This window comes from Pseudoxanthomonas helianthi, assembly GCF_017939625.1.
Lineage (GTDB): Bacteria > Pseudomonadota > Gammaproteobacteria > Xanthomonadales > Xanthomonadaceae > Pseudoxanthomonas_A > Pseudoxanthomonas_A helianthi.
Genome location: NZ_JAGKTC010000001.1, coordinates 1434851 through 1458481, shown reverse-complemented (window position 1 = coordinate 1458481; position 23631 = coordinate 1434851). Strand labels below are relative to the sequence as shown.

The following is a 23631-nucleotide window of genomic DNA, read 5'->3' as shown; positions in this document are numbered from 1 at the left end:
CGTCCGCAGTGGCGGAGCCGGTGGGTAAACCCCGCAGGGGCGGCGCACAGGGATGTGCGCCGTTTCCGGAGCAACAGGATGTTGCTTCCGGAAATTCCCGCCGGCTCCGCGGACCTTCGCGCGCAGCGCGAAGGGCGCGAGGCAGGGTGTGCTTTCTTTAGTTACTTTCTTTGCACAAGCAAAGAAAGTAACCCGCCCGTCAGGGCGGAATGCTTCTCCCACGAGTCACAGAATCGCAGGCCGATGCGCTCCTTTCCGTGCTTCATGTCCAACATCACGACAGGAGTCCCATCGACTTCGGGCTCGCCCCCATCCGCCTTCGGCACCTTCCCCCGCAAGCGGGGGAAGGACCCAGGATCAGGCCGCCGCCTCGACGATATCGGCATGCACGGTGCCGCCATGGTCGTGCCCATGCGTATCCACCTGCACCGCCATCGGCCGCAGCCCCAGCCGCGCGAACAGCGCCTGGTCGCGCTCGACATCCGGATTGCCGGTGGTCAGCAGCTTCTCGCCGTAGAAGATCGAATTCGCGCCGGCCGCGAAGCACAGTGCCTGCAGCTCATCGGACATTGACTCGCGGCCGGCCGACAGCCGCACCATCGACTTCGGCATCACGATGCGGGCGACGGCGATCGTGCGCACGAACTCGAACGGATCGAGCAGTGCGGTGCCGTGCAGCGGCGTGCCTTCGACCTGCACCAGCCGGTTGATCGGCACCGAATCCGGGTGCGCCGGCAGGTTGGCCAGCGCCTGCAACAGGCCGGCGCGCTGTTCGCGCGACTCGCCCATGCCGACGATGCCGCCGCAACAGGTCTTCATGCCGGCGTCGCGCACGTGTTCCAGCGTGTCGAGGCGATCCTGGTATTCGCGGGTATGGATGATCTCGCCGTAGAACTCCGGCGCGGTGTCCAGGTTGTGGTTGTAGTAGTCGAGGCCGGCATCGCGCAGCGCGTGCGCCTGCCCGTTCGAGAGCATGCCGAGCGTCGCGCAGGTCTCCAGGCCGAGCGCCTTCACCTCGCGGATCATTTCGGCGACCTTCGGGATGTCGCGATCCTTCGGCGAACGCCACGCTGCACCCATGCAGAAGCGCGATGCGCCGGCGGCCTTGGCCGCGCGCGCCTTGTCCAGCACCGCATCCAGTTCCATCAGCTTCTGCGCCTCGACCCCGGTGTGGTAGCGCTGCGCCTGCGGGCAATACGCGCAATCCTCGGGGCAGCCGCCGGTCTTCACCGACAGCAGCGTGGAAACCTGCACCTCGGCCGGATCGAAGTGCTCACGGTGCGTGCTGGCGGCGCGGTGCAGCAGTTCGGGGAAGGGCAGGTCGAACAGCGCGAGCAGCTCTTCGCGCTTCCAGTCGTGGCGCAACAACGTCATTTTCGGAGTTTCCTGACAGACATCCGGCGGGAAGGCAGGCAGTCTGGTCGGCATGTCCGGACCTGTCAACCAAACCCACCCCGGAAAAGTTGACGGCTGGCCGCGCCGGCTGGCCCGGCTGTTGCTGCCCCCGCGTTGCCTGCTGTGCGGCGAATCCGGTGCCGATGGTCGCGACCTGTGCCACGCCTGCGCCGAGGCCCTGCCCTGGAGCCGCCACGCCTGCCCGCACTGCGCGCTTCCGTTGCCCCAGTCGGAACCAGTCTGCGGGGAGTGCCTGCGCCATCCGCCGGCGCTGACCCACGCGCATGCGGCTTGCGTATACGGCTTCCCCTTCGACCGGCTTGTTCCGCGCTTCAAGTTCCACCACGACTTGGCCGCCGGCAGGTTGATGGCCGAACTGCTGTGCGAATCGTTGGCCGATGTTCCGCGTCCGCAGGCCCTCATTCCGATCCCGCTGCACGCCTCGCGGCTGCGCAAACGCGGCTACGACCAGGCGCTGGAGCTGGCGAAACCCGTTTCACGCGAGCTGGGTATTCCGCTGGTTGTCGATGCGTTGTTGCGCGTCCGGCCCACGGCGCCGCAATCGGAGCTCGATGCGGAAGCGCGGCACCGCAATCTGCGCCATGCATTTGCCGTGCGAGCCGGCGTCGCTTTGCCAGCGCATGTTGTGTTGATCGATGACGTGATGACCACCGGCGCGACGCTCAACGCGGCAGCGAAAGTCCTGTTGCGCGCGGGCGTCGCGCGCGTGGATGCATGGGTTTGCGCGCGAGTGCCATGAATCTGCCGTAGGTCGGGGGTAATGCCCGACTTACGCGGAGACGTTCGGGGCGTTACCCCGACCTCCGGCACTGTGCGAATCGCTGACTAGCATCTCGCGCAGGCAATTGAACGAGGTGATGAGTACAAGCACGACGCTCAACGCAGCAGTAAGGACGGTGCTGCGCACCGTGTAACCCGCATGGGTCTGTGCGCGTGTGCCGTGGCAGTTTCGCCTTCCTTGCAAACTCAGTTGGAGTTGATCAACTTGAATGGAGAATCGAGCACCACTTGGTCATACTCATAACCTGTGGCCGCTTCGCATTCGAGCGATTTCCCTTTCGTTTCATCCTTCTCCGCTCTGCGCAACCGCCTTCCATTCGTTGCATTCCCAAGTGAAAAATCCACTGGAACCGTGGTTCGTGTTCGAACTGGTTGGCCGGCGACCTGTTCCGGCTCGAAGCGCAATCGTGCAATCCACTCCCGAACAGAAGCATCGAAATCCCGAGCCGCTGGGGGCCTAGCGCCCCTGAACTTCATTTCTTCCAGAGTCGCGTTTCCATCGGACTCCACTGCATAGGTAACATCCATGTTTGCTTCGTTGCCCGCGCGGGCCGCATTGGGCGGATACCGCGGCGGCGTCAACCAATCTTTCGGCAAGCCTGGCCCGTTACTCTTAAAGTCCATGCCCAGCCGATAGCCTTCCTTCGCGGGCATCGCACACGCACCGAGAACCACATATGTGACCCCACCAACAGGAACGCCTTCCCGCTGCGGCACGTCGAAACGCCACCCTGCGATCCGACGCTCGATATAACCGCGGACGGCATCAGGCAGATCCTCCGACGCTTGCACACTAGTTGGTTTTCCCGTCGCATCAACGGCCACGCGCGCACCGGCGCGGAATACGACTGGCTTCGACGCGTCCGTTCCATTCGGCGTGGCTATCGAAGTCGCAAATAGCAACGGCAAAACCACCATGCTTGCGACGATTTTCATGCGCTTACTCCCTAGCGCCGCGTGGCAAGGCCGACGCGATCCGTTTTGCCCTTCTCCTACAACGCATCCGCATCCAACTCACCCGTACGGATCCGCACCACCCGCTCCAACGTATGCACGAACACCTTGCCGTCACCGATCTTGCCGGTACCGGCGGCCTTGACGATGGCCTCGACCACGCGGTCGACCTGGTCGTCGGTCACCGCGATCTCCAGCTTCACCTTGGGCAGGAAGTCGACCACGTATTCCGCGCCGCGGTACAGCTCGGTATGGCCCTTCTGCCGGCCGAAGCCCTTTACCTCGGTCACGGTAATGCCGGTCAGGCCCACATCCGCCAGCGCCTCGCGCACGTCGTCCAGCTTGAACGGCTTCACGATGGCCGTGATCATCTTCATGTCATGTCCTCGGGTCAGGCTGCACGCAGGATAACGCGTCGGACGCCGGCGGTAGCCGGCCGGGGGCGGGGCCTGTAGGATTTTCCCTACCTCGCATTGCAGCTTCGCCCGATGGCGCCGCCCTGCCCCCCAGGCTCAGGCTGGTCTCGTCATCGGACCCAACGGAACACAGCCGCCATGATCGACCTGAACCACATCGACGAACTGGCCCGCCGCCTCAGCGACCTAGTGCCGCCGGGCCTGCGCGAGGGACGCGAGGAACTGCAACAGACCTTCAAGGGCGCCCTGCAGTCCGGCCTGGCGAAGCTGGACCTGGTCACCCGCGAGGAATTCGACGTGCAGCGCGCCGTGCTGCTGCGCACCCGTGAGAAGCTCGACGCGCTGGATCGCGCGGTAGCCGCGCTGGAAGCCGCCGCCCCGTCGTCCGCGCCGCCGCTGCGCCCGCAGCAGCACTGAGGCCGCCGCCATGGGTTTGGCGCTGGTGCACAGCCGTGCACGGGCGGGCGTTTCCGCGCCGCCGGTACGGGTCGAAGTCCATCTGTCCGGCGGGTTGCCGCGAATCAACCTGGTCGGCCTGCCGGAAGCCGCGGTACGCGAATCCCGCGACCGCATCTTCGCCGCGATCCTGTGCGCGCAGTTCGAATTCCCGGCCCGCCGCATCACGGTCAACCTGGCGCCGGCCGACCTGCCCAAGGATGGCGGGCGCTTCGACCTGCCCATCGCCCTGGGCATCCTCGCCGCCAGCGGACAGATCGACCGCAACGCGCTGGGCGAATACGAATTCCTCGGCGAACTCGGCCTGACCGGCGAACTGCGCGCCGTCGACGGCGTACTGCCGGCCGCGCTGGCCGCCGCGAAGGCCGGGCGCAAGCTGATCGTTCCGCCCGGCAACGGCCCCGAAGCCGCCTTGGCGCGCGATGTCGAGGCCTACACCGCACGCACCCTGCTGGAAGTGTGCGCGATGCTCAACGGCAGTAAGGCGCTGGTGCCGGCCGAAGCCGCGCCGCCGCAATTGTCCGTGCTCCCCGACATGGCCGACGTACGCGGCCAGGCCCAGGCGCGCCGCGCCCTGGAGGTCGCGGCCGCCGGCAACCACCACATACTGCTGGTCGGCACGCCCGGTTGCGGCAAGACCCTGCTTGCCTCGCGCTTGCCGGGCTTGTTGCCGGAAGCCAGCGAAGCCGAGGCGCTGGAAACCGCGGCGATCGCTTCGGTCAGCGGGCGCGGGCTCGATCCTTCGCGCTGGCGCCAGCGGCCGTATCGCTCACCTCACCACACCGCCAGCGCGGTCGCGCTGGTGGGCGGAGGCGCCGATCCGCGCCCGGGCGAGATCAGCCTTTCCCATAACGGCGTCCTGTTCCTCGATGAATTGCCCGAATGGGACCGCCGCGCACTGGAAGTGCTGCGCGAGCCGCTCGAATCCGGCACCGTCACCGTCTCTCGCGCCGCGCGCAGTTCTGAATTCCCTGCACGCTTCCAGCTGGTCGCCGCGATGAACCCCTGTCCCTGCGGCTGGGCCGGCGATCCCTGTGGGCGCTGCCGCTGCAATCCGGAAGCGATCCGCCGCTACCGTGCGCGCATTTCCGGCCCGCTGCTCGACCGCATCGACCTGCATGTCGAAGTGCCGCGCCTGCCGCCGCAGGAACTGCGCCCGGATGCGGCCGCTGGCGAGAGCAGCGCGGACATTCGCGCCCGCGTCGAACGCGCCCGCATGGTTCAGCTGGCGCGCGCCGGCAAGACCAATGCACAGCTCGGCCAATCGGAAACGATGCAGTGGTGCCGCTTGCGCGAAAAAGATCAGGCACTGCTGGAACGCGCGATCGAACGCCTGCAGCTGTCCGCCCGATCGATGCACCGCATCCTGCGCGTGGCCCGCACCATTGCCGACCTCGTCGGCAGCGACACTATCGACACCGCGCACCTCACCGAGGCGATCGGGTACCGGAAACTGGAACGCGGTGAGCGCACCCAACGCGCGGCGTGAGTAGCCCCAGCACCGTCGGAGCGCTATAGGCGCTATAGCCGCGATAGCTCCATCTTTGTAGAGCCGAGTTCACTCGGCTGCCTTAGGCCTTGTAGGTGCCGGGCTTGTCGGCACGCCTTTGCTCCACGCCGAAGGGTAAAAGCAGCCGAGACAAGCCCGGCTTCTACAAGGGCCGAAGCAAGAACAGCCAAGCGCACCTGGCTCTGAGAATGCGAGGACAACAGGCAGTCGCGAACGCGATTCAGTCCACGGCTCCCCATCGTGCTCCCCTGCGCAGGGATGACGAGCAAGCATGCAGGCAGTCCGGATTCTTTCAGCGTGGCCAAGCCCGGCGATTCGGATCGAGTTCATAGGTCTGCATCGTCGGTGCACGCAGACCCAGCCCGCATACGGCCAACGGTCCCTCGCTCCAATGGGTCAACCCGAATGCGCGCTCCAGATCGGCTTCGTTGATCGCGGCGGTGATATAGCTGCCCAGCCCCAATTCGGTCGCGCTCAGCAGCAAAGTCTGCGACAGATGGCCGACGTCGAGGATGCAGACGCGGTACGCCTTGGGGTGGTTGCGGTATTTCCAGAAATTGCGCACGAAGCGCGGCGCCAGCACGCACAGCACCGGCGCATCGGCGAACCATTGCTGGCCGCCGACGGCGATCCACGACAGGAATTCCAGCGCATCCATACCCTGCGCGTCGGCGTGCCGACCGGCTGCCGCAAGGATGCTGCGTTCGTCTAGGGGCAGCGGCTGCAAGGCGTGATCGAGGGGGCGATAGTGATAAAGACCTGGCGGAAGTCCTTCGACCTTGCGCGCGATCAGGTAGCACTCGGCGGGATGCAGCGCGCCGCCGGAGGGGCTGGTCTTCTTCAGCACGTCGAAGTCGTCGGCGCCATGCACCTGGCCACGCGCGCCGAAGGCGCGCTCAAGCACCTGTGCCAGCTGCGCGAGCGGCAACGGGCGCGTGGTATCGAAGTTGCGGCAGGTCGCGCGCGCGTCGAGCAGGTCGTCCAATGTCGTTCGCGCTGCGCGCGGCAGGCCGAAGCGCGCATCTGCGTCGCCGCGCTCGTGCAGCATCGGCGGCGGCGCGCCATAAGCTTCGCGCAAGCCTTCGGCGGTCAACAGGCCGGCTTCCTCCACCTCGCCGGCGGCATCGATGCCGTCCCAGCGCGAGGCGGCGTGCCATGTCGCGGCCAGGCCGTGCCAATGCTGGCCGCGCAAGCGTTCGTCGGTCTCGCGTTGCGTCGCCCATTGCTTGGTGCTGCCAATCAGCAAGCCTGCCTGCAGCAGACGACGGATCCGTGCAGCGCCATGCGCCTCGCGCAGCGGCGTGGCCGACACCCAATCCGATGGGCTCAGGCCACCCAGCAGGGAGACATCATCGGGGTCGAGTTCCACCGGCACGGACAGTTGCGGCGCGTGCGCGAACCATTGCATCCGGCTCACCACCCCGGTGTCCCCGGCGAGCAGGCGCTCCAGCTCGAAATGCGCCACTTCGCGCGGCTCCAACCACAGCACCGCGCAACGTCGAACCCGCATGCATTACTCCCCTGAGAGACCTGATCTTGGGCTTGCCGGCAACGCCTTGGCAAGGTTAACTTTGCGATTGTCGTCACATTCGTCGACTAGGGGAAAACCATGGCAACCAAGAAAGGGCCGAAACCGGCCCCGCTGGATCCGAGCGTCATCAAGAAACTGCTGGACAAGCTGTCTAGCGACAACGAATTCCGCCGGTTGTTCAAGAAGGACGCAGGCGCAGCCTTGGCCAAGGTCGGCTACAAGATCGGCGCGGACGCCGCTTCGGCGGGCACGTGCCTGCAGCTGAAGGCGACGGATCGGATCGCACCGAAGGGCAAGATCGTGCGGGATCGGGCGAAGCTGGAGAAGACGCTGAATTCCATCGTCAACTTCGACTGCGCCCGTGGGTTCAGCGCCGACTGATCGCGCTGGCGCAAACTTCCAGCCATGCCATCGCTGCACGATGGCATGGCTTTTTTATCGGATGGCGCTTCCCGTAGTGCGTTCGACACGCGATGCTTCCGCCGATACCGCCACATTGAAGAACCGCAACACGTCGGTTGTCGTGTTTTCCGCGAAGACTCGCCCCCGATGTGTCGCAAGCCAGTGCGTCTGCCCTTTGGCGGCTTCGACGTTGCCAGCGTCGCGTTCGGCACGCATCAATGCCCAATGCACGACCACCAACGCCGTATCCTTCGCCGCCAGGGGCCGCAGTCGCGCGGCCGCCGCCTGTGGCTTACCGGCCAAACGCTCTTGTTCGGCCAACACTGCCTGCTGCAACTGGAATACCGTTGGATAGTCGCCCACGGCGGAATTTCCCTGTACGCCTTGCAGGGCATCGGCCACCATGGCCGCATCGTTTCCGTATGCCGCAAGCAGGCCGGCGAGCAAACGAAGTTCAGCGGAAGCCGGCGGATAGATCGCATCGACTTCCTTCGCGCGGGCCCTGGTGGCATCGCGCAAGGCAACCACTTCGCGAGAGGCGTCCGGCCGCACCGACATCACCGCCAAGCTGGCGATCGCCGCGCGCGCGCGCAGGCTCTCTGCCGTGTCGTTGGCAGCGTTTGCCTGTTGTTCCCAGGTACGAGCAGCCTCAGTCGCTGCAGCCCATTGGCCGCGGTCGATCTCGGTCACAACACCCGCTTCGCCCTTCCATCCATTACGCCCTTCGCCGCTGGCGAAATATATCTTGTCAGCTTCCGCATGCTGGCCACGAGCGTCGTACACCCGTGCATGCATTTCGCCGGAACCGGTGAATCCACCTTGGTTGGCGCCACGGAAGTGGGTAAGCGCCTCGTCATAGCGTTCCTGGCCAAGCAGGGCGATCGCCAACCCATATCGATGGACCTCGCGACGCTCGGCCTGGGGCTTCATTGCGCGACTGCGACTGGCCTCGGCCAAGCGGAAGTCGTTGAGGTGATGCCACTGCAGGTCGCCGAGGCGGCCAATTATCCGGTAGTCGTCCGGATACAGGGCCAGATATTCGTCCGCCTTGCGGAAATAGGGTCCCGGAGCGCCATATTGCTGAAGCAGCAATTCGATGCGCGCACGTTCCTGCGCCGACAACCGTTGCGGAATCGACAGCGCCAGGCGCCGTTCTTCGCCGGCCTTGGCGACTTCGCCGTACGACGAATACACGTCGGCCATGTCCGCATGCACCAACGCGAACTGCGGATCCAACTGCAGGGCCCGCCGATAAAGACCCATGGCCTGCTCACGGTCGCGGCTGGTCAGCATCACCTTGCGCGCCACCGCAAACGCCTTCAACGCATCCAGACTCGGCGTAGCGACATTCGGCAGCGTCACCGACGTCTTCTCGACCGATTGCAATGCTTCGCCGAGCTGCTCGCGCAACTGGCCGCTGACCTTGTCGATGGACGCCAGCGCGGAACCGATGCCCTTGCCGTCCGCCGACAGCGCGTACACCGTAGTCTGGGTGCGTGGATCCACCACTTCCACGCTGACCCGCAGGCGGCCACCGACTTCGGCCACGGTGGGCAGCAGCAACGCGCGCGCGCCGTCGCGTTGGGCGATTTCCGAGCCGAGGCTGCGGTCCACCGCCGTGGTTTCCGAACGCTGCATGCGCTGCAGGGTCTCGCGCACCTTAAGGTCGCTGAGCAGGTTGACGTAGCGCGACTGCTCCAGGCTGATGCGGAAGGCCTGTTCCAGCGATTCGTCCAGCCGCGCGTCGCCGGTGAGATTGCGCAGGTCGCCGACCACCACCCAGTCGCGTTCGTTGAAGGCGATGGCCGGCTGCGGCTTGGTCAGGTACCAGATGCCGACGGCGAAGGCGCACAGCAGCAGCGCTTCGGTTGCCAATGCCGCGGGGCGTCGCCACAACGGGATGTCGCGCCAGGCCTTGCCGCTGCTGGCCGGCGCGCGCAAGGGCGCGATGCCGACTTCGCCGACTTCGTGGATTTCCTGCGCCTGCGGCATGCCCTTGAAGCGCCAGCGCCCGTACGACTTCCACAGCAGGTGCTCGCCGCGTTCGCCCAGTTCGCGCGCTGCGCGATGCGCCAACGGCTCGGCCACCGCCGACAGCAGGATCTGCCCGGGCCGCGCCAGTTGCATCAACCGCGCGGCCAGCGGCTTGGCCAAGCCCTCGACTTCCATCGGCTTGGCGCCGGCCTCGATCGCTGCATCGCTGTTGTTCCAGGTCAGCACTTCGCCGACATGCAGGCCGGCGCGCGCCTGCAGCTGCAGGCCGCGCGACTGTCCCAGGTCGCGCAGCGCGTGGACGTAGTCCAAGGCGAAGCCGAGGCCATCGATCGGCCGTTCGAACAACAACAGCAAGCCGTCGGAACGGTCGATCAGCCGGCCGCGCCAGCGCCGCTGCAATTCCAGTACCGCGCTGTCGTGCTCGCGGAACAGTTCGGACGCGGCGACATCGCCCATTTTTTCCACCAGTTCGGTGGAACCGGCCAGGTCGGTCAGCAGCAGCGTGCGCAGCCGCGGGCCATCGTCTTCGCCGACAGGGCGGCCAGAGTCCGCCGCGCCCATCAGTCCTGCCACTCGACGCGATTGCCGCCCACGCGCTTCGCACGATACAGCGCGGCATCGGCGCAGACGTACCAGTCGTCCCAGTCGCCGGTCGGGTCGACCAGGTAGGCGCCGACGCTCAATGTGGTGATCAGCGGCGGCGAATGCTGGGTCATGCGCAACGACTGCGCGGTGCTGACGATGTAGTTGGCGTAGCGCAGCAGTTCTTCCGGCGCCGCATGCATGACCAGGCAGAACTCGTCGCCGCCGAGGCGGCAGGCGAAGTCGTTTTCCCCGGGCAGCGAGCGCAGGATGTTGGCCACGCTCTGCAGCACGCGGTCGCCGATGAGGTGGCCGTATTCGTCGTTGACCGCCTTGAAGCGGTCGCAGTCGATCAGCATCAGGCCATAGCCGTGCAGGCCGTCCGCATTGGCCATCCGCTCGAGGAACGCGTTCAGGCCGCGGCGATTCGCCAGCGAAGTCAGTTCGTCGGTGCGGTTGAGCTCTTCGCTCTGGTTCAGCCGATGCGCGGTGACGCGCAGGTCGTCGAGCGCGGACTGCAGTTCGGCGTTGCGGCCGCGCAGGCGGCGGATCAGGTCCTGTTCGCTGGACACCACCCGCACGATCGCCCGATGCATGAAGCGCGACACGGTCGCCGGCTCATGGTCGATCAGCGTCTGCAGGTCGCGACCCTTCAGTTCCAGCAGTTTGCAATCGCTGGCCGCGATCGCCGCCGCGCTGCGCGCATGGCTGTCGATCAGCAAGCCCAGTTCGCCGAAGAATTCGCGCGGGCCCAGCCGCTTGCCCTGGACGTCGTCGCCGAAGTCCAGGTCGACCTCGCCCTCGAGCACCACGAACAGGCTGTCGCCGCGCACGCCGCGAGTGAAGATCTCGCCGCCCATGGGGAACGAACGGACGCTGCCGCAACGCGCGAACAGCGCGCACTCCTGCTCCGACAGCACGGCCACGCCCTGGCCGCCGCCCTGTGCACCGTCCACGATTGAAAGCGCGGGGCCCGGGCCCAAGGCCAAGGCCGCATGCTCCGGATTCATGCGCCATCCCCTTAGCAAACGGCGGAGTGCCACTCCAAAAGCCGTTGCGGCCGCACCCCTTGCCGCAGTGCGGCACAGTCTACCCTACGGGCAGGCGGGCCGCTTTGCCCCCCATCGGCCGCCCGTCCGCGGGCTCGGTCAAGTTGGGAGCGGCCCTCAATGCTGAGGGCACAGGGCAAGGCGGCGGGATCGCTGATCGATGATCAGCACGGATTGCTGCAGGGCATGGGCACCGACGAGCAGTTCGGGATACCGCTCCGATACGCGCGCTTCGACCCTCGACAGGGCGATGTTGCCGATGCGGATCGGTCCTTGCACGGTCGTGCGCCAGGTATCGACCGCGCCATTGGCCAACTGGCCCTGTCCGGCCGCCCGCAGGGGACCGGCATCCAGGCGGTCATAGAGTGCCTTGGGCAGAACCAAGGCGACGTTGGCGCCGGTGTCGAGGTTGCCCACGGCCTGCAGCGCACCGATGGAAAGCGGAATGCGGAACGCCCGCTGGTAGGCAAGCGCGTTCCTGTCGTCGGACGCAATCGATTTCGTCCGGCTGAAGGTCAGGCGTTGCGCCGGATAGTCGATGACCAGCAGGCCATCGGCGAAGAACTCCCGCGCGAGAATGCCGTCGAAGGCACCTTCCGGCGTCGAGCGGCCGCGGTAATCGCGGGTGATCGCTTCGATGCCGCTGCGACCCAGGCCGCCAAGCTGCAGCGTGTCGAAGCGGACCGAGTCGACTTCGGCCACCTTCACCCCATCCGAATTGGCGGACCTGCCCTGCACGGGAAGTCGCAGCGTCGAAACCAGCTTCGCATCGGCGCGCGCCAGGCCGCTGGCGCCGGTGTCGACGGCAAAACGAAATGGGCCTTGGCCGTTGGCGCGGGCTTCGACATAGATCCGTCCGTCGACCAGTTCGAACGGCACCTGCGCCACGATGTCGGCCGCAGGGATATCCCGCAGCCGACAGGCGTCCTGCTTCCCGGCCTGCGCAGGTCCGGCGACGGCGAACACGGCCGCCATCCATGCCGCCACGGCGGCCCTCGCTGCGGCGGACATGGCAGCGCTCAGGCGAACTTGCGCGAGGCCGCGAACGAAGCCAGGTTGCCGATGCCGACGGCGCCGACCAGCACCGCGATCACGCCGGGGGTGATGTCCTGCCAGCCGGCCGCTTCGACGATGCCGAAGCCCAGCGCCAGCGCGACCAGAGTGATGCCCCAGCGCAGCGAGGACAGGCGGCGGTTGGCTTCGTCGCCGGCCAGGATGCTGGCGACCAGTTCCGGCGCGCCGTTGCTGGCGACCAGTTGCTTGCGCACGCGGGCGTCGACCACCGCCTTGATCGAATAGGCGATGCAGGCGAACAAGGCGATGGGGACCAGAATTCCGAATTCCATGGGGTTCTCCTCGGGTTGGGCCGGCTCCGGGTCTGGTGCCGTTCGGGCAAAGGGATACGGCGGCCACGCGACCGGTTGCAGCCGCCGGTCGCTAAAGCCTTGCAACCGTCCGCCCCCTGGGCGTATCCCATGCCCCATGGATGCCGACCGCGCCCTCGTCGAAGCCGTGCTGGCGAACCGCCCAGGCGCGTTCGAACGGCTCGTGCGCGAGTACCAGGGCCTGTGCTGGCACGTGATCCAGCGCATGGTCCGGCACCCGGAAGATACCCGCGAGCTGTGCCAGGAGGCCTTCCTGCGCGTGCATCGCTACCTGCACCAGTACCGCTACGACAGTCCCCTGAAATCGTGGATCGGCCAGGTCGCCTACTCGGTGGCCCGCCGCCATCTGGAGCGCAAGCGCATTCCGCTGGCCGAAGCCGCGGACGACGAAGACGGCCTGTCGCTGCTGGACAACATTGGCGACGGCACCGACCTGCAGGCCGAACACGCCGGCGCCGAGGAAGAACGCGAGCTGCATGCCGCGATCGAAGCGCTGCCGCCGCTGCAACGCACGATATTGACGCTGTATTACCTCGAAGAGCTGCCGATCGGCGAAATCGCGTCGATCATCGGAATAGCCGAAGGCTCGATCAAGAGCCATCTGTTCCGCAGCCGCCAGAAACTGCGCGAGAGGCTCGAATCGCGCATCGGAGTCGCCGCATGAACACCCCGCCCCGCAACCACGAATTCGACGAACGCCAATGGCAGGCTCAGGAACGCGCGCGCATCGCCGCACGCGAAGGGCATGCCGACGCGGATCCCGACGAACTGCGCATCGCCCGCGCCCTGCGCCGCGCCCCGGCGATGGACCTGCCCGCCGATTTCGCCGCGCAGGTCGCGGCGCAGGCGCACAGCCAGGCCGCCGTCGATGCGAAGTTCGAACAGCGCCTGCTGCGTGGGCTGGGAATCGTGCTCGGCCTGTCTGCCGCTGCGACCGTGGCCTGGTTCGGTCGCGACTGGGTGTCGGCGTTGTCCGCCACATTGCCCGGCGGCGCCGACGCAACGGGCTGGAGCATGGCCGCCGCGCTGTGCCTGCTGGCCAACTGGGGCTGGGGCGCGATGAAGCGTTTGCGCGAGGTTTGAACCGGGCGCCGTTCCCACCTGACGCTGTCCTCCCAAGCCTACCGAGGGATCTGCTCTGGCTTTCCTGGCTCGTCATTCCCGCGAAGGCGGGAACCCAGCGACTTTCGTCCAGATAGCGACCCGCCGTACGAAGAGCAAGGGCACGGGATTCCCGCCTTCGCAGGAATGACGGCCTTCGATGCCGACTTCCCGCAGGACGTGCAAACGAAAACGCCGGGCGATGCCCGGCGTTTTCCATCCCGCTGAAACAATCGCTCAGGCCGCAACCTTCTCCCCGTGGAACTGCTCTTCCTCGGTCGAACCGGTCAGCGCGGTGACGCTGGACGCGCCGCCCTGGATCACCGTGGTCACGTCGTCGAAATAGCCGGCGCCGACTTCCTGCTGGTGCGAGACGAAGGTATAGCCCTGCTCGCGCGCCTTGAACTCCGGTTCCTGCACCTGCTCGACGTAGTGGCGCATGCCTTCGCCGCGCGCATAGTCGTGGGCGAACTTGAAGGTGTTGAACCAGTTGATGTGGATGCCGGCCAGGGTGATGAACTGGTACTTGTAACCCAGCGCGGCCAATTCGTCCTGGAAGCGGGCGATGGTCGCGTCGTCCAGGTTCTTCTTCCAGTTGAACGAAGGCGAGCAGTTGTAGGCGAGCAGCTTGCCCGGATGCGCCTTGTGCACGGCCTGGGCGAACTCTCGGGCGAAGCCGAGGTCCGGCGTGCCGGTTTCGCACCAGACCAGGTCGGCGTACGGCGCATAGGCGACGCCGCGGCTGATCGCCTGTTCCAGCCCGTTCCTGACCCGGTAGAAGCCTTCCGCGGTGCGCTGTCCGCTGACGAAGGGCTGGTCGTTCGGATCGAAGTCCGAGGTCAGCAGGTTCGCCGCTTCCGCGTCGGTGCGGGCCAGCACCACGGTCGGCACGCCGAGCACATCCGCGGCCAAGCGCGCGGCGACCAGCTTCTGGATCGCCTCCTGCGTTGGCACCAGCACCTTGCCGCCCATGTGCCCGCACTTTTTCACCGCGGCCAGCTGGTCTTCGAAGTGCACCGCCGCCGCGCCGGCGACGATCATGTTCTTCATCAGCTCGTAGGCGTTGAGCACGCCGCCGAAGCCGGCCTCGCCGTCGGCGACGATCGGCAGGAAGAAATCGACCGCATCCTCGGCCCTGATCTTGCCGTCGACGATGCCCTTCCACTGGATCTCGTCGGCGCGCTGGAAGGTGTTGTTGATCCGGCGGACCATGGTCGGCACCGAGTCGTAGGCGTACAGCGACTGGTCCGGGTACATGGTTTCGGAGGTGTTGCCGTCGGCGGCGACCTGCCAGCCGGACAGGTACACCGCTTCCAGCCCGGCCTTGGCCTGCTGCATCGCCTGGCCGGCGCTGATCGCGCCGAAGGCGTTGACGTAGCCCTTCTTCGAGGTGCCGTTGACCAGCGACCACAGCTTCTCCGCACCGCGGCGCGCGAGCGTGTATTCGGGTTGCAGGCTGCCGCGCAGGCGCACCACGTCGGCGGCGCTGTAGTCGCGCTTCAGGCCTTTCCAGCGCGGGTTGCTGTCCCAATCCTTCTGCAGGGCGGCGATCTGTTGCTGCGGGGTGCTCATGGATGCGGTCTCCGGAATGTGGGGGTTCGTGCGGATGGGTCGGATCAATCGATGCGTTCGTAAGCCGGCAGGGTCAGGAACTCGGCCAGTTCGTCGCTGCGGCTCAGCTCATCGAGCAAGGCGATGGCCTCGTCGATCTTCGAACCGCCGGGAATCGCCGCGCGGTCGCCGAGCTTGCCCGGCAGGTTGCGCAGGGTCGCGTCGAGCAACGCGAAGTCGATCGCGGTGCCGTCGGCCAGATGCACGTCGTCGTTGTGCAGCCACTGCCACAGCTGCGTGCGCGAAATCTCGGCGGTGGCCGCGTCTTCCATCAGCCAGTGGATCGGCACGCAGCCGTTGCCGTCCAGCCACGCGGCCAGGTAGCGCACGCAGACTTCGACGTTGCCTTCGAAACCGGCGCGGGTGATCGTGCCCGCGGACGGCGCAATCAGTTCGTCGCGGCCGACATGCACGTCCTCGCGCAGCACCTCGTGCTGGTTCGCCTGCGGCATGTGCTCGTCGAAGATCGTGCGGGCGATGGAGATCAGCGCGGGATGCGCGACCCAGGTGCCGTCGTGTCCGGCGGTCACTTCGCGCAGCTTGTCGGCGCGCACGCGGGCCAACGCCTGTTCGTTGGCGGCTTCGTCGTTGTTAATCGGGATCTGCGCGGCCATGCCGCCCATCGCGTGCGCGCCGCGACGATGGCAGGTCTGGATCAGCAGTTCCGAATACGCCTTCAGGAACGGCTGGGTCATCGTCACCTGGCCGCGTTCCGGCAGCACCTTGTCGCGATGGCGACGGAAGGTCTTCAGGTAGGAAAAGATGTAATCCCAGCGGCCGCAGTTCAGGCCGGCGATGCGATCGCGCAGCGCGTGCAGGATCTCGTGCATCTCGAACGCCGCCGGCAGGGTCTCGATCAACACGGTGACCTTCATCTGCCCGTGCGGCAGGCCCAGCGTCGCCTCGATGTGCGACAGCGCGGTTTCCCACAGGGCCGCCTCTTCCATCGACTGCAACTTGGGCAGGTAGAAGTACGGGCCGCGATCCTTCGCCGCCAGCGCCTTGGCGTTGTGGAAGGCGAACACGGCCAGGTCGAACAGGCCGCCGGCGATCGGCTGGCCGTCGACCCGCACATGCTTCTCGTCCAGGTGCCAGCCGCGCGGGCGCACCAGCAACACCGCCTGCTGGTCGAACGGCTTCAGCGCGTACTGCTTGCCGTTGTCGGCGGTGAAGCTCAAATCGCCGCGCACCGCGCCGATCAGCGCGCGCTGGCCAGCGACCAGGTTGGCCCAGGTCGGCGAGGTCGAATCCTCGAAGTCGGCCATGAACACCTTGGCGCCCGAGTTCAGCGCGTTGATCACCATCTTCGGGTCGACCGGCCCGGTGATCTCGACGCGACGGTCCTGCAGCGCGGCCGGCAGCGGCGCGACCTTCCAGTCGCCTTCGCGGATCGCGCGGGTGTCTTCGCGGAAGTCCGGAAGGCCGCCGGCGTCGAAGAAGGCCTGGCGCTCGCGGCGCGCGGCCAGCCGAGCCTGGCGCTCGGGCTCGATGGCCCGGTGCAGCGAGACCAGCAAGGCCAGGGCGGCCGGCGGCAGCAGGCTTTCCTGGCCGACCAGGTTGGCGGTCAGGGCGATGCCCGGTGTGGGACGGGACGGGCGGGTGTCGCGGGGCGACGCGGCGTAAGCGGGTGCGGACATGGGGGGACTCCTTCGGACAAACCGGCATCGAAGCCGTGTCCGCACCGTGCGCTGCAACAAACTATTTGACAACACAGTTTTTGCAATGCAGGTTATAAGTTTGATTTATAATTTTCGAAACAATGCCCGACAGCACCGCCGCAAGTCCGCGATTTGCCTACAAATCCGACCGCCTGAAGCCACTCCGCGCGTTCTGCCAAACCGTGCGACTGGGCTCGGTATCGCGGGCGGCGGAGGCCCTGTTCGTCAGCCAGCCGGCGATCACCCTGCAGTTGCAGGCCCTGGAACGCGAGCTGGGCGCGGTGTTGTTCGAACGCCACGGCCGGCGCCTGACCCCGACCCGCGAGGGCCAGCTGCTGTACGAACTGGCCCAGCCGCTGGTCGAAAGCGTCGATGCGCTGCCGACCGTGTTCCGCGACAAGGCCAGCGGGCTGGACGCGGGCGAACTGAACGTCGCCGCCAACAGTTCGACCATCCTGTACCTGCTGCCGAAGATCGTCGCCGGCTTCCGCGAGCGCCATCCCGAGGTACGCCTGACCCTGCACCCGACGATCAGCGCCGACGGCACCGAACTGCTGCGCGCCGATTCGGTGGACCTGGCGGTCGGTTCGATGCTCGACGTGCCCAGCGACCTCAGCTACGCGCCGGTGTACCAGTTCGAACCGCTGCTGATCATGCCGCCCGAGCATCCGCTGGCGCGCAAGTCGAAGCTGGACTTGCACGATCTGTCGCCGTTCCCGCTGATCCTGCCGCCGAAGCGGCAGATCACCTACCGGCTGGTCGACCTGGTGTTCCAGAAGAACCGCGTGCCGTATACGGTGGCGCTGGAAGTCGGCGGCTGGGAGGTGATCAAGCAGTACGTGGCGATGGGCATGGGCATTTCCATCGTCAGTTCGATCTGCGTGACCGATGTCGATCGTGAGCGCCTCGCCACCCGTTCGCTGCGCGAATGGTTCCCGGCACGCAGCTACGGGGTGGTGGTGCGCAAGGGCAAGGTGCTGTCGCCGCAGGCACGCGCCTTCATCGAGCTGATCAAGCCGGACCTGTTCCACCAGCGCGATTACGACGAAACCGGGCATTCGGAACGCTGACATCGTCCTGACACAAATCCGTAGCGCCCGTCGCCGCTGGCGCAGCCGCGCATGCGGCATCCATCGGCGAATTCAAGAGTGGATTCCCCGATTGGCGCTCCTGTTCGCCAGGTGCATACTCGGCGTGGGATTCACCCTCCAGGTCGCCAGTCAAGCCAATGAACAGATGGCTCGCCGTTGCCGCGTACCAATGCCGGATCGATGGGGTCGCCAACGGCTCGGTCGACTTCCAGGTCCGCTATTTCGATCTCCCCGCCGCCTCCGATGTCGAGGAGACGCTGCGCGGCGAACTTCCGCACGAGTACGAGAACGATCTCGGCGAAACGGTGTCCTGGCCGCTGACCCGGATCTTCGAAATCCGATGCCTGCTGGCGATGGCCACCGGCGACGAGATCGTCGGTTTCACCGCGACTACCGAGGAGCTGAGCGCCCTCGGGTTGCCGAACACGGCGTGATCGCTTTCGGAGCGGGACCGGCACCGACGCAACTTTTCGACTGCGGGTCGCATCCAAGCAAGTCCTGCCCGCAACCGCGGCACGACAACCAGGACCTTCGATGCCCTCGTCACGCTCGTTCCTTCTCGCCCTGCTGCTGGTAGCCGCCAGCAGCCAAGCCGCCGAACCGCTCGCCCGCCTGCCGCTGGAGCCTTACCGCAACCGTCTCGCGGCGCGCGTCGAGGTCGCCGGCAAGCCCCGGCTTTTCCAGTTCGATACCGCCGGCGGCCTCAGTTCGGTATCGCCCGCTTTGGCCGATGAAATCGGCTGCAAGCCCTGGGGCGCGCTGACCGGCCTGCACATGACTGGCGCGAAGATCAGCATGCCGCGCTGCGATGGGGTGAAACTGGACTGGCACGGCACCGCCTTGGAAGTGCCGACCGCCGGGATCGCGGAAATGGGATCGAAGGAATCGCCGCTCGATGGTTTGCTTGCGCTGGACGCCTTTGCCGGGAAGATCATCACCCTCGATTCCGTCAGCCGCGAACTGATCGTCGAGTCGCCCGCGAGCGCGGCGCAGCGTGTCGCAAGCGCCATTGCCGTGCCTGCGCACCTGGCCCGGGAAATCGGCGGACGGGCGCTATCGGTGTTCATCGACGTACCCGCCGCGCACGGAACGCTGCGCATGGAATTGGACAGCGGCAACGGCGGCACCATCCTGGTCTCGCGTCCGCTGCTGGGCGAACTGGGCTTGCCCGACAAGGGCGACGAAGCTCAGGACGCCTCGTTCCCCATCGCACCCGGCCTCGAAGCGAAAGGCCGGATCTTCAGCCCGGAACTGGTGATCGACGGCAACCTCGGCATGCCCTTCCTGAAAGACTGGATCGTGACGCTCGACCTGGACCAGGGGCGGGCCTGGTTCAAACGCAATCCCGTGCGGCCTCCAGCGGGCATGGGAGTGCCGCCGCCGAAAAAATAGACGGGTCTATTGCCGCTTCGACGTCTTCGCGCTTTCGGGCCGCGAGGGCTTCCCCGCGAGCCGTCGCTGCCGCCGCTCGTGCTTGCGGTCGGCAAAGCCGAGGAAAAGAACCGCCGCCCTCACGAAGAAGGCGGCGGCTCGTTGCCTGCGGGTAGCCGATGCCGATAACGTCCTGGGTCAAGGACGGGTCGGGGGACGATCCATGCCGGCAGTCGTAGTCGGCATATATCGGGTGCCGCCGGGCGCACTCCCATACGACACGCGCAGGCCGAAGCTGTTGGCAGTGGTTTCGTGCGCCTGTTCGCGCAGGAACAGGAACGACAGCGCCCAGCCCGAACCGAAGTCGATGTCCAGGCCTCCGCCGAGGCTCAGCACGTCGTCGTTGTAGCTGCGCAGCCCCAGGAGGTAGTCGCTGGAGCGCGGCGCGACGACGTAGTTGATCGCCGCATCGCCCTGGTTCTGCAACGCCTGGCGGTACTCCAGCTTCCAGTACGGCCGCCACAGCGACGCCGTTCGCCTGAAGGCGTAACGGTTCTCCACGCCCAGCGCCATCGTGTCGTTCTCCACGTCCTGGCTGGCATAGCGCAGGTCGTAGATGCCCAACCCGTTTTCGCGATACGCATCCAGGCGCATGCGGAGCATGTCGTAACGACCGTAGCCGGTCAGCGCGCCGTGTTCACCATTCCACTCGTAACCGAAGGTCAGCGAACCGAAGGTTTGTCCGCCCTCACGCCGCGCCGTCGCCTTTTTGCCAGCCGCCTCGCTCCAACGATCGATCTCGAACTCCAGCTTGCCCACGCCCAGCACGGCGTCGGCGAAGGCATGCTTGCCGTTGTGCCACAACCCATATAGCGACACCGAGCGTTGCTTGGCGTCGAGTTCCGACACGCTGCGGTCGAAGTCAGTGGTGTTCCAGCCCATACCCGCGGCCACGCCCAGTACGACCTGGTCACCGAACAGGCGGTCGATGCCGACGGTCAGGCCATCGCTGCGCCAATCGAAGCCCCCGTTCGCGTTGCGCGCATCGCGATCGCCCAAGGCGACGACGCCCGCGGTCCACACACCCCAATCCTTCGGCAAAGTGCTGGCGCCGGCCACCTGGTCGGCATTCAACGACAGCCCCGGACCATTGTCGCCGGTCATGCTCACGCTCAGGTTGTTGCTGGATGCATTGCCGCCGGTGCTGCGCAACTGGCGCAGGCGATCACTGATGTTCGCCTGTTGCGCCGTGGCGAAACGCACCGCCGCGTCCAGCTGGGCCTGCAGGCCACCGACGACTTCCGCATCCCGGGTCGGATCGGGACGATCGTCGACGGTCAATATCAGGCTGACCGAGCCGGCCAGGTAATTGCCCGCTGCCGCCTGCGTCGCCACCAGCGTGGCCTGTCCCGCGCCGACGACGGTCACCGTGCGGCCACTGATCGTCGCGACCGCCGGATTGTTGCTGGTGAAGGTGAAGGTGCCGCTGCTGTTGCTGGTCGGGTTCGGCAGGTCGAAGGCGGCTTCGCCGACGATCTTGTGCAGGTTGCCGAGCCAGCCCAGTGTCGGAGCGGCGGCGCCAATCACCACGTTCAAGGTCAACTGCGGCGCCGCAGTCGAATTCGCGTCGCCCGCCTGGTTGGCGGTCAGCGTGCAGACGCCAGCGGCCAACATGGTGACAGTGCCGCCGGAAACCGTGCATACGCCGGGAGTGGTCGAAGCGAACACCACCGGGTTGCCGGAAGCACCGCCGGTTGCCGATACGGCAAACGTGCCGCCAGCCGCGTACACCGGAGCGGCCGGATTCGCCATGAAGCCGACGATCGTCTGCGCTGCTTTGCCGATGGTGATCGTCTGCGTCACCTGCGCTGCGGCCAGGTAGTTGGGGTCGCCGGCCTGATCGGCGGCGATGACGCAGTCACCCGCCGACAACATCGTGACCGTCGTGCCGCTGATCGAACACACACCGGCCGACTGCGAGCTGTAGCTCACCGCCAGACCGCTGCTGGCGGTAGCCGGCGGATTCAGCACGAATGTGCCGTTCGCCACATAGCTCTGGCTCGGCTGCGCCGCGAAGGTGATCGTCTGGCTGGCACCGCCAACCGCCAGGGTATAGGCGATATCGGCGTGGTAGCCCGCGTCGTCGGTGGAACGGACGGTGAAGCTGTAGCTTCCTGCCAGGACCGGCGTGCCGGAAAGCACGCCCGCGGACGAAAACGCCACGCCAGGCGGCAACGCGCCGGCGGTCAACGAGTACGTGTAGGGCGCGATGCCACCACTGGTCGACAGCGTCTGGCTGTAGGCCACGCCGTTGCTGCCCCCCGGCAAGGTCGCCGGACTGATCACCAGCGTCGGCGCTGCGATGCTGAAGGTATACACGCGACTCGCGCTCTGGCCGTTGCCATCGGTGGCCCGCAGGGTCAGGCTGAAGTTGCCGTCGCTGCGTGGCAGGCCCGAAAGCACGCCCGCCGAGGAAAGGCTCATGCCGATGGGCATCGCGCCCGCCAGCAGCGAGAAGCTGTACGGCGCCACGCCACCGCTGGCGCTGAAGGTCTGGCTGTAGCTCACGCCAACCGCACCGTCGGGCAGACTGGCCGGGTTGAGGGTGATGCTCGGCGTGGCTACCACGATCGTGTAGCTCTGGTCGATGCGGAAGGGCGCGCCCGCACCAGCGCTCGAGTCTGTCGCGCGCACGGTCAGGTTGTAATTGCCCGGCGCTGTCGGCGTGCCACTGAGCACGCCCGTGGAACTGAGGCTCGCGCCCACCGGCAACGATCCGGCAACCAGACTGTACGAATATGGCGCGGTACCGCCGCCAGCGGCGAAGTTGATCGTCGTGGCTTGGCCGTAAGGCATCGACAGGTTGCCGGGCGCCGGTGTCAGCGTCAGCGTCGGTGCGCCGACGATAAGGGTATAGGCGCGCGAACCAGCGAAACTCGTCGCATCGGTCGCCGTCACGGTGAAGTTGAACGTACCGGCCGCATTCGGCGTTCCCGACAGCACGCCGTTCGAACTGGACAAGACGAGCCCCGCCGGCAGGCTGCCGGCCGTTACCGCGAAGCTGTATGCCGCAGTGCCGCCACTGGCTGTGAGCGTCTGGTTGTATGCGGCACCGACTTGCGCATTCGGCAACGACGCTGGCGATAGGATGATTGTCGGCGCAGCGATCGCAAGCGAAACCGTGGCCGGCGCCGAGGTCCCGCCGGGTCCGGTGGCGGTGTAGGTAAAGCTGTCCGTACCCGCGTAACCGGCCGTCGGCGCATAGGTCACCACGTCCCCCGCAACGTTGACCGTGCCGTGTGCCGGCGCGCTTCCGACCGCGATACTGGTGTGCACACCGGTGATCGAGCCCGACAGATCGATGGCCGTACCGGAACTGTTGTACGGCACCGCTATGCCCGACCTGTCGCTCGCGACGGGTGCCGGCGGAGTCGCCACGGTCAGGCTGACCGTGGCGGGTGCCGACGTGCCCGCCGAGTTGGTCGCGGTGTAGGTGAAACTGTCTGCGCCGAAATAGCCGGCTGCGGGCGTGTACGTGATCGATGTTCCACTGGCGATGGCCGTGCCGTGCGCCGCGGCAGCGGCTACCGCCACCGAGGTTGGCGCACCACCCGTGATGTTCAGGGCGATAGGATTGCTGCTGCTGCCATAAGCGACGGTGGCGCTGACGTCGTTGGCAACGGGCGCTACCACGACGATATAAGGAACGGCCAGCGTGTTGGTCGTGCCGGTACGGTTGGCGCCGCCGGTACGCGTCACCGCCCAGCGCTGGAGGGCACTGATCCCGCCAAGGGCCACGTCAGTGGCCGTCGTCGTATAGGTGAACGTGCAATTGGTGGTGCTCAGGATGGCCACCGGCAAGCCGGGACATGTCGGAACCATGCCCGCCGGGTTGCCGCTGGTGAAGGTCAACCCAGTCACTTCCACGTTGCCGGCGTAGAGCGCCACGTTGAACGTGATGAGCTGACCCGCTCCAGAAAAAGACGCCGGGTTGGCGCCGGTGATCGTCACGCTAGTGGCGTTCTGGGCCATCGCCGGCACCGCGAATACGCCGACGGATAACGCCAATGCGGCACCTATCGCCCGGACGCGACCGGCATGAAGGCGCAATACTGCCCACGCTCTGCGGCAATGCCGCGCCAATTCGCTCATCTTCATTGTTTTTCCCCTTGATGCCGCAGGCCCGGCTGTGCGGACCCTATGCGGCCTTATTCCCCCAACGTAGTCTAGCCGGCATTCAGGACACTCTCCATCACTCGCGTCTTGAACGAATGTTTCGCGCGCTCGGGTGGTGATAGGCGTCTCGTGTTTTTGTCGGTATGC

At 66.5% G+C, this 23631-nt stretch carries 20 protein-coding genes; 9 read left to right on the top strand and 11 right to left on the bottom strand.

Annotated features, from left to right (window positions below):
• Positions 1 to 357 precede the first annotated feature (357 nt).
• Positions 358 to 1374 (bottom strand): biotin synthase BioB, encoded by a 1017-nt coding sequence (bioB, locus tag J5837_RS06710; protein WP_210535906.1) that lies wholly within the window; start codon positions 1372 to 1374, stop codon positions 358 to 360.
• Between the two features lie 52 nt (positions 1375 to 1426).
• Between bioB and J5837_RS06705 the strand changes: the two genes are divergently transcribed.
• Positions 1427 to 2155, top strand: coding sequence for a ComFC family protein (locus tag J5837_RS06705; protein WP_210535905.1), 729 nt, complete (start codon positions 1427 to 1429; stop codon positions 2153 to 2155).
• A 227-nt stretch (positions 2156 to 2382) separates the two neighbouring features.
• On the opposite strand, the gene J5837_RS06700 is transcribed toward J5837_RS06705, so the two are convergent.
• Both J5837_RS06700 and J5837_RS06695 read right to left on the bottom strand, forming a co-directional pair.
• Positions 2383 to 3132 (bottom strand): TonB family protein, encoded by a 750-nt coding sequence (locus J5837_RS06700; protein WP_210535904.1) that lies wholly within the window; start codon positions 3130 to 3132, stop codon positions 2383 to 2385.
• Positions 3133 to 3188: 56 nt separating this feature from the next.
• Positions 3189 to 3527, bottom strand: a complete 339-nt coding sequence (locus J5837_RS06695; protein WP_210535903.1) for a P-II family nitrogen regulator — start codon at positions 3525 to 3527, stop codon at positions 3189 to 3191.
• A 177-nt stretch (positions 3528 to 3704) separates the two neighbouring features.
• Between J5837_RS06695 and ubiK the strand changes: the two genes are divergently transcribed.
• Both ubiK and J5837_RS06685 read left to right on the top strand, forming a co-directional pair.
• Positions 3705 to 3983: a ubiquinone biosynthesis accessory factor UbiK gene (gene ubiK, locus J5837_RS06690; protein ID WP_210535902.1), complete on the top strand. Its 279-nt coding sequence runs from the start codon at positions 3705 to 3707 to the stop codon at positions 3981 to 3983.
• Positions 3984 to 3993: 10 nt separating this feature from the next.
• Entirely contained in the window at positions 3994 to 5511 is a 1518-nt protein-coding gene (locus J5837_RS06685; RefSeq protein ID WP_210535901.1) for a YifB family Mg chelatase-like AAA ATPase, read from the top strand.
• A 313-nt stretch (positions 5512 to 5824) separates the two neighbouring features.
• On the opposite strand, the gene J5837_RS06680 is transcribed toward J5837_RS06685, so the two are convergent.
• The gene (locus tag J5837_RS06680; RefSeq protein WP_210535900.1) at positions 5825 to 7042 is read right to left on the bottom strand and encodes a putative peptide maturation dehydrogenase; all 1218 of its coding nucleotides are present in this window, start codon (positions 7040 to 7042) and stop codon (positions 5825 to 5827) included.
• A gap of 99 nt (positions 7043 to 7141) precedes the next feature.
• Between J5837_RS06680 and J5837_RS06675 the strand changes: the two genes are divergently transcribed.
• Positions 7142 to 7444: an NHLP-related RiPP peptide gene (locus tag J5837_RS06675; protein WP_210535899.1), complete on the top strand. Its 303-nt coding sequence runs from the start codon at positions 7142 to 7144 to the stop codon at positions 7442 to 7444.
• 54 nt (positions 7445 to 7498) lie between these two features.
• On the opposite strand, the gene J5837_RS06670 is transcribed toward J5837_RS06675, so the two are convergent.
• From J5837_RS06670 to J5837_RS06655, 4 genes are all read right to left on the bottom strand, one after another.
• Entirely contained in the window at positions 7499 to 10021 is a 2523-nt protein-coding gene (locus tag J5837_RS06670; protein WP_210535898.1) for a putative peptide modification system cyclase, read from the bottom strand.
• Complete coding sequence (locus tag J5837_RS06665) at positions 10021 to 11052, bottom strand: GGDEF domain-containing protein (RefSeq protein ID WP_244755679.1); 1032 nt, start codon at positions 11050 to 11052, stop codon at positions 10021 to 10023. The genes J5837_RS06670 and J5837_RS06665 overlap by 1 nt, the downstream gene beginning before the upstream one ends.
• Before the next feature lie 156 nt (positions 11053 to 11208).
• Complete coding sequence (locus J5837_RS06660; protein WP_210535897.1) at positions 11209 to 12102, bottom strand: aspartyl protease family protein; 894 nt, start codon at positions 12100 to 12102, stop codon at positions 11209 to 11211.
• Between the two features lie 8 nt (positions 12103 to 12110).
• Entirely contained in the window at positions 12111 to 12437 is a 327-nt protein-coding gene (locus tag J5837_RS06655; RefSeq protein ID WP_210535896.1) for a hypothetical protein, read from the bottom strand.
• A gap of 136 nt (positions 12438 to 12573) precedes the next feature.
• Here J5837_RS06655 and J5837_RS06650 point away from each other — a divergent pair, with 136 nt between their 5' ends.
• The gene (locus J5837_RS06650) at positions 12574 to 13140 is read left to right on the top strand and encodes an RNA polymerase sigma factor (protein ID WP_210535895.1); all 567 of its coding nucleotides are present in this window, start codon (positions 12574 to 12576) and stop codon (positions 13138 to 13140) included.
• On the top strand, positions 13137 to 13559 hold the full coding sequence (locus J5837_RS06645; protein WP_210535894.1) for a hypothetical protein: 423 nt from the start codon (positions 13137 to 13139) through the stop codon (positions 13557 to 13559). Before J5837_RS06650 ends, J5837_RS06645 begins: the two co-directional genes overlap by 4 nt.
• Positions 13560 to 13814: 255 nt before the next feature.
• Here the strand turns inward: J5837_RS06645 and aceA are convergent, their stop codons facing one another.
• Together aceA and aceB are read right to left on the bottom strand one after the other, a co-directional pair.
• On the bottom strand, positions 13815 to 15149 hold the full coding sequence (gene aceA, locus J5837_RS06640; RefSeq protein ID WP_210535893.1) for an isocitrate lyase: 1335 nt from the start codon (positions 15147 to 15149) through the stop codon (positions 13815 to 13817).
• A gap of 44 nt (positions 15150 to 15193) precedes the next feature.
• Positions 15194 to 16825 carry a malate synthase A gene (gene aceB / locus J5837_RS06635; RefSeq protein ID WP_210535892.1) on the bottom strand — a complete coding sequence of 544 codons (1632 nt, stop codon included), beginning with the start codon at positions 16823 to 16825 and terminating at the stop codon, positions 15194 to 15196.
• A 122-nt stretch (positions 16826 to 16947) separates the two neighbouring features.
• Here aceB and J5837_RS06630 point away from each other — a divergent pair, with 122 nt between their 5' ends.
• The 3 genes from J5837_RS06630 to J5837_RS06620 all read left to right on the top strand — a co-directional run bounded on the left by J5837_RS06630 (position 16948) and on the right by J5837_RS06620 (position 19329).
• Complete coding sequence (locus tag J5837_RS06630; protein ID WP_210535891.1) at positions 16948 to 17916, top strand: LysR family transcriptional regulator; 969 nt, start codon at positions 16948 to 16950, stop codon at positions 17914 to 17916.
• 158 nt (positions 17917 to 18074) lie between these two features.
• Positions 18075 to 18371 carry a hypothetical protein gene (locus tag J5837_RS06625; RefSeq protein WP_210535890.1) on the top strand — a complete coding sequence of 99 codons (297 nt, stop codon included), beginning with the start codon at positions 18075 to 18077 and terminating at the stop codon, positions 18369 to 18371.
• Positions 18372 to 18471: 100 nt separating this feature from the next.
• Positions 18472 to 19329 (top strand): hypothetical protein, encoded by an 858-nt coding sequence (locus J5837_RS06620; protein WP_210535889.1) that lies wholly within the window; start codon positions 18472 to 18474, stop codon positions 19327 to 19329.
• Between the two features lie 177 nt (positions 19330 to 19506).
• Here the strand turns inward: J5837_RS06620 and J5837_RS06615 are convergent, their stop codons facing one another.
• A complete protein-coding gene (locus tag J5837_RS06615) occupies positions 19507 to 23376 on the bottom strand; it encodes a putative Ig domain-containing protein (RefSeq protein ID WP_210535888.1) in 3870 nt (1289 codons plus the stop codon).
• Between the last annotated feature and the right edge of the window lie 255 nt (positions 23377 to 23631).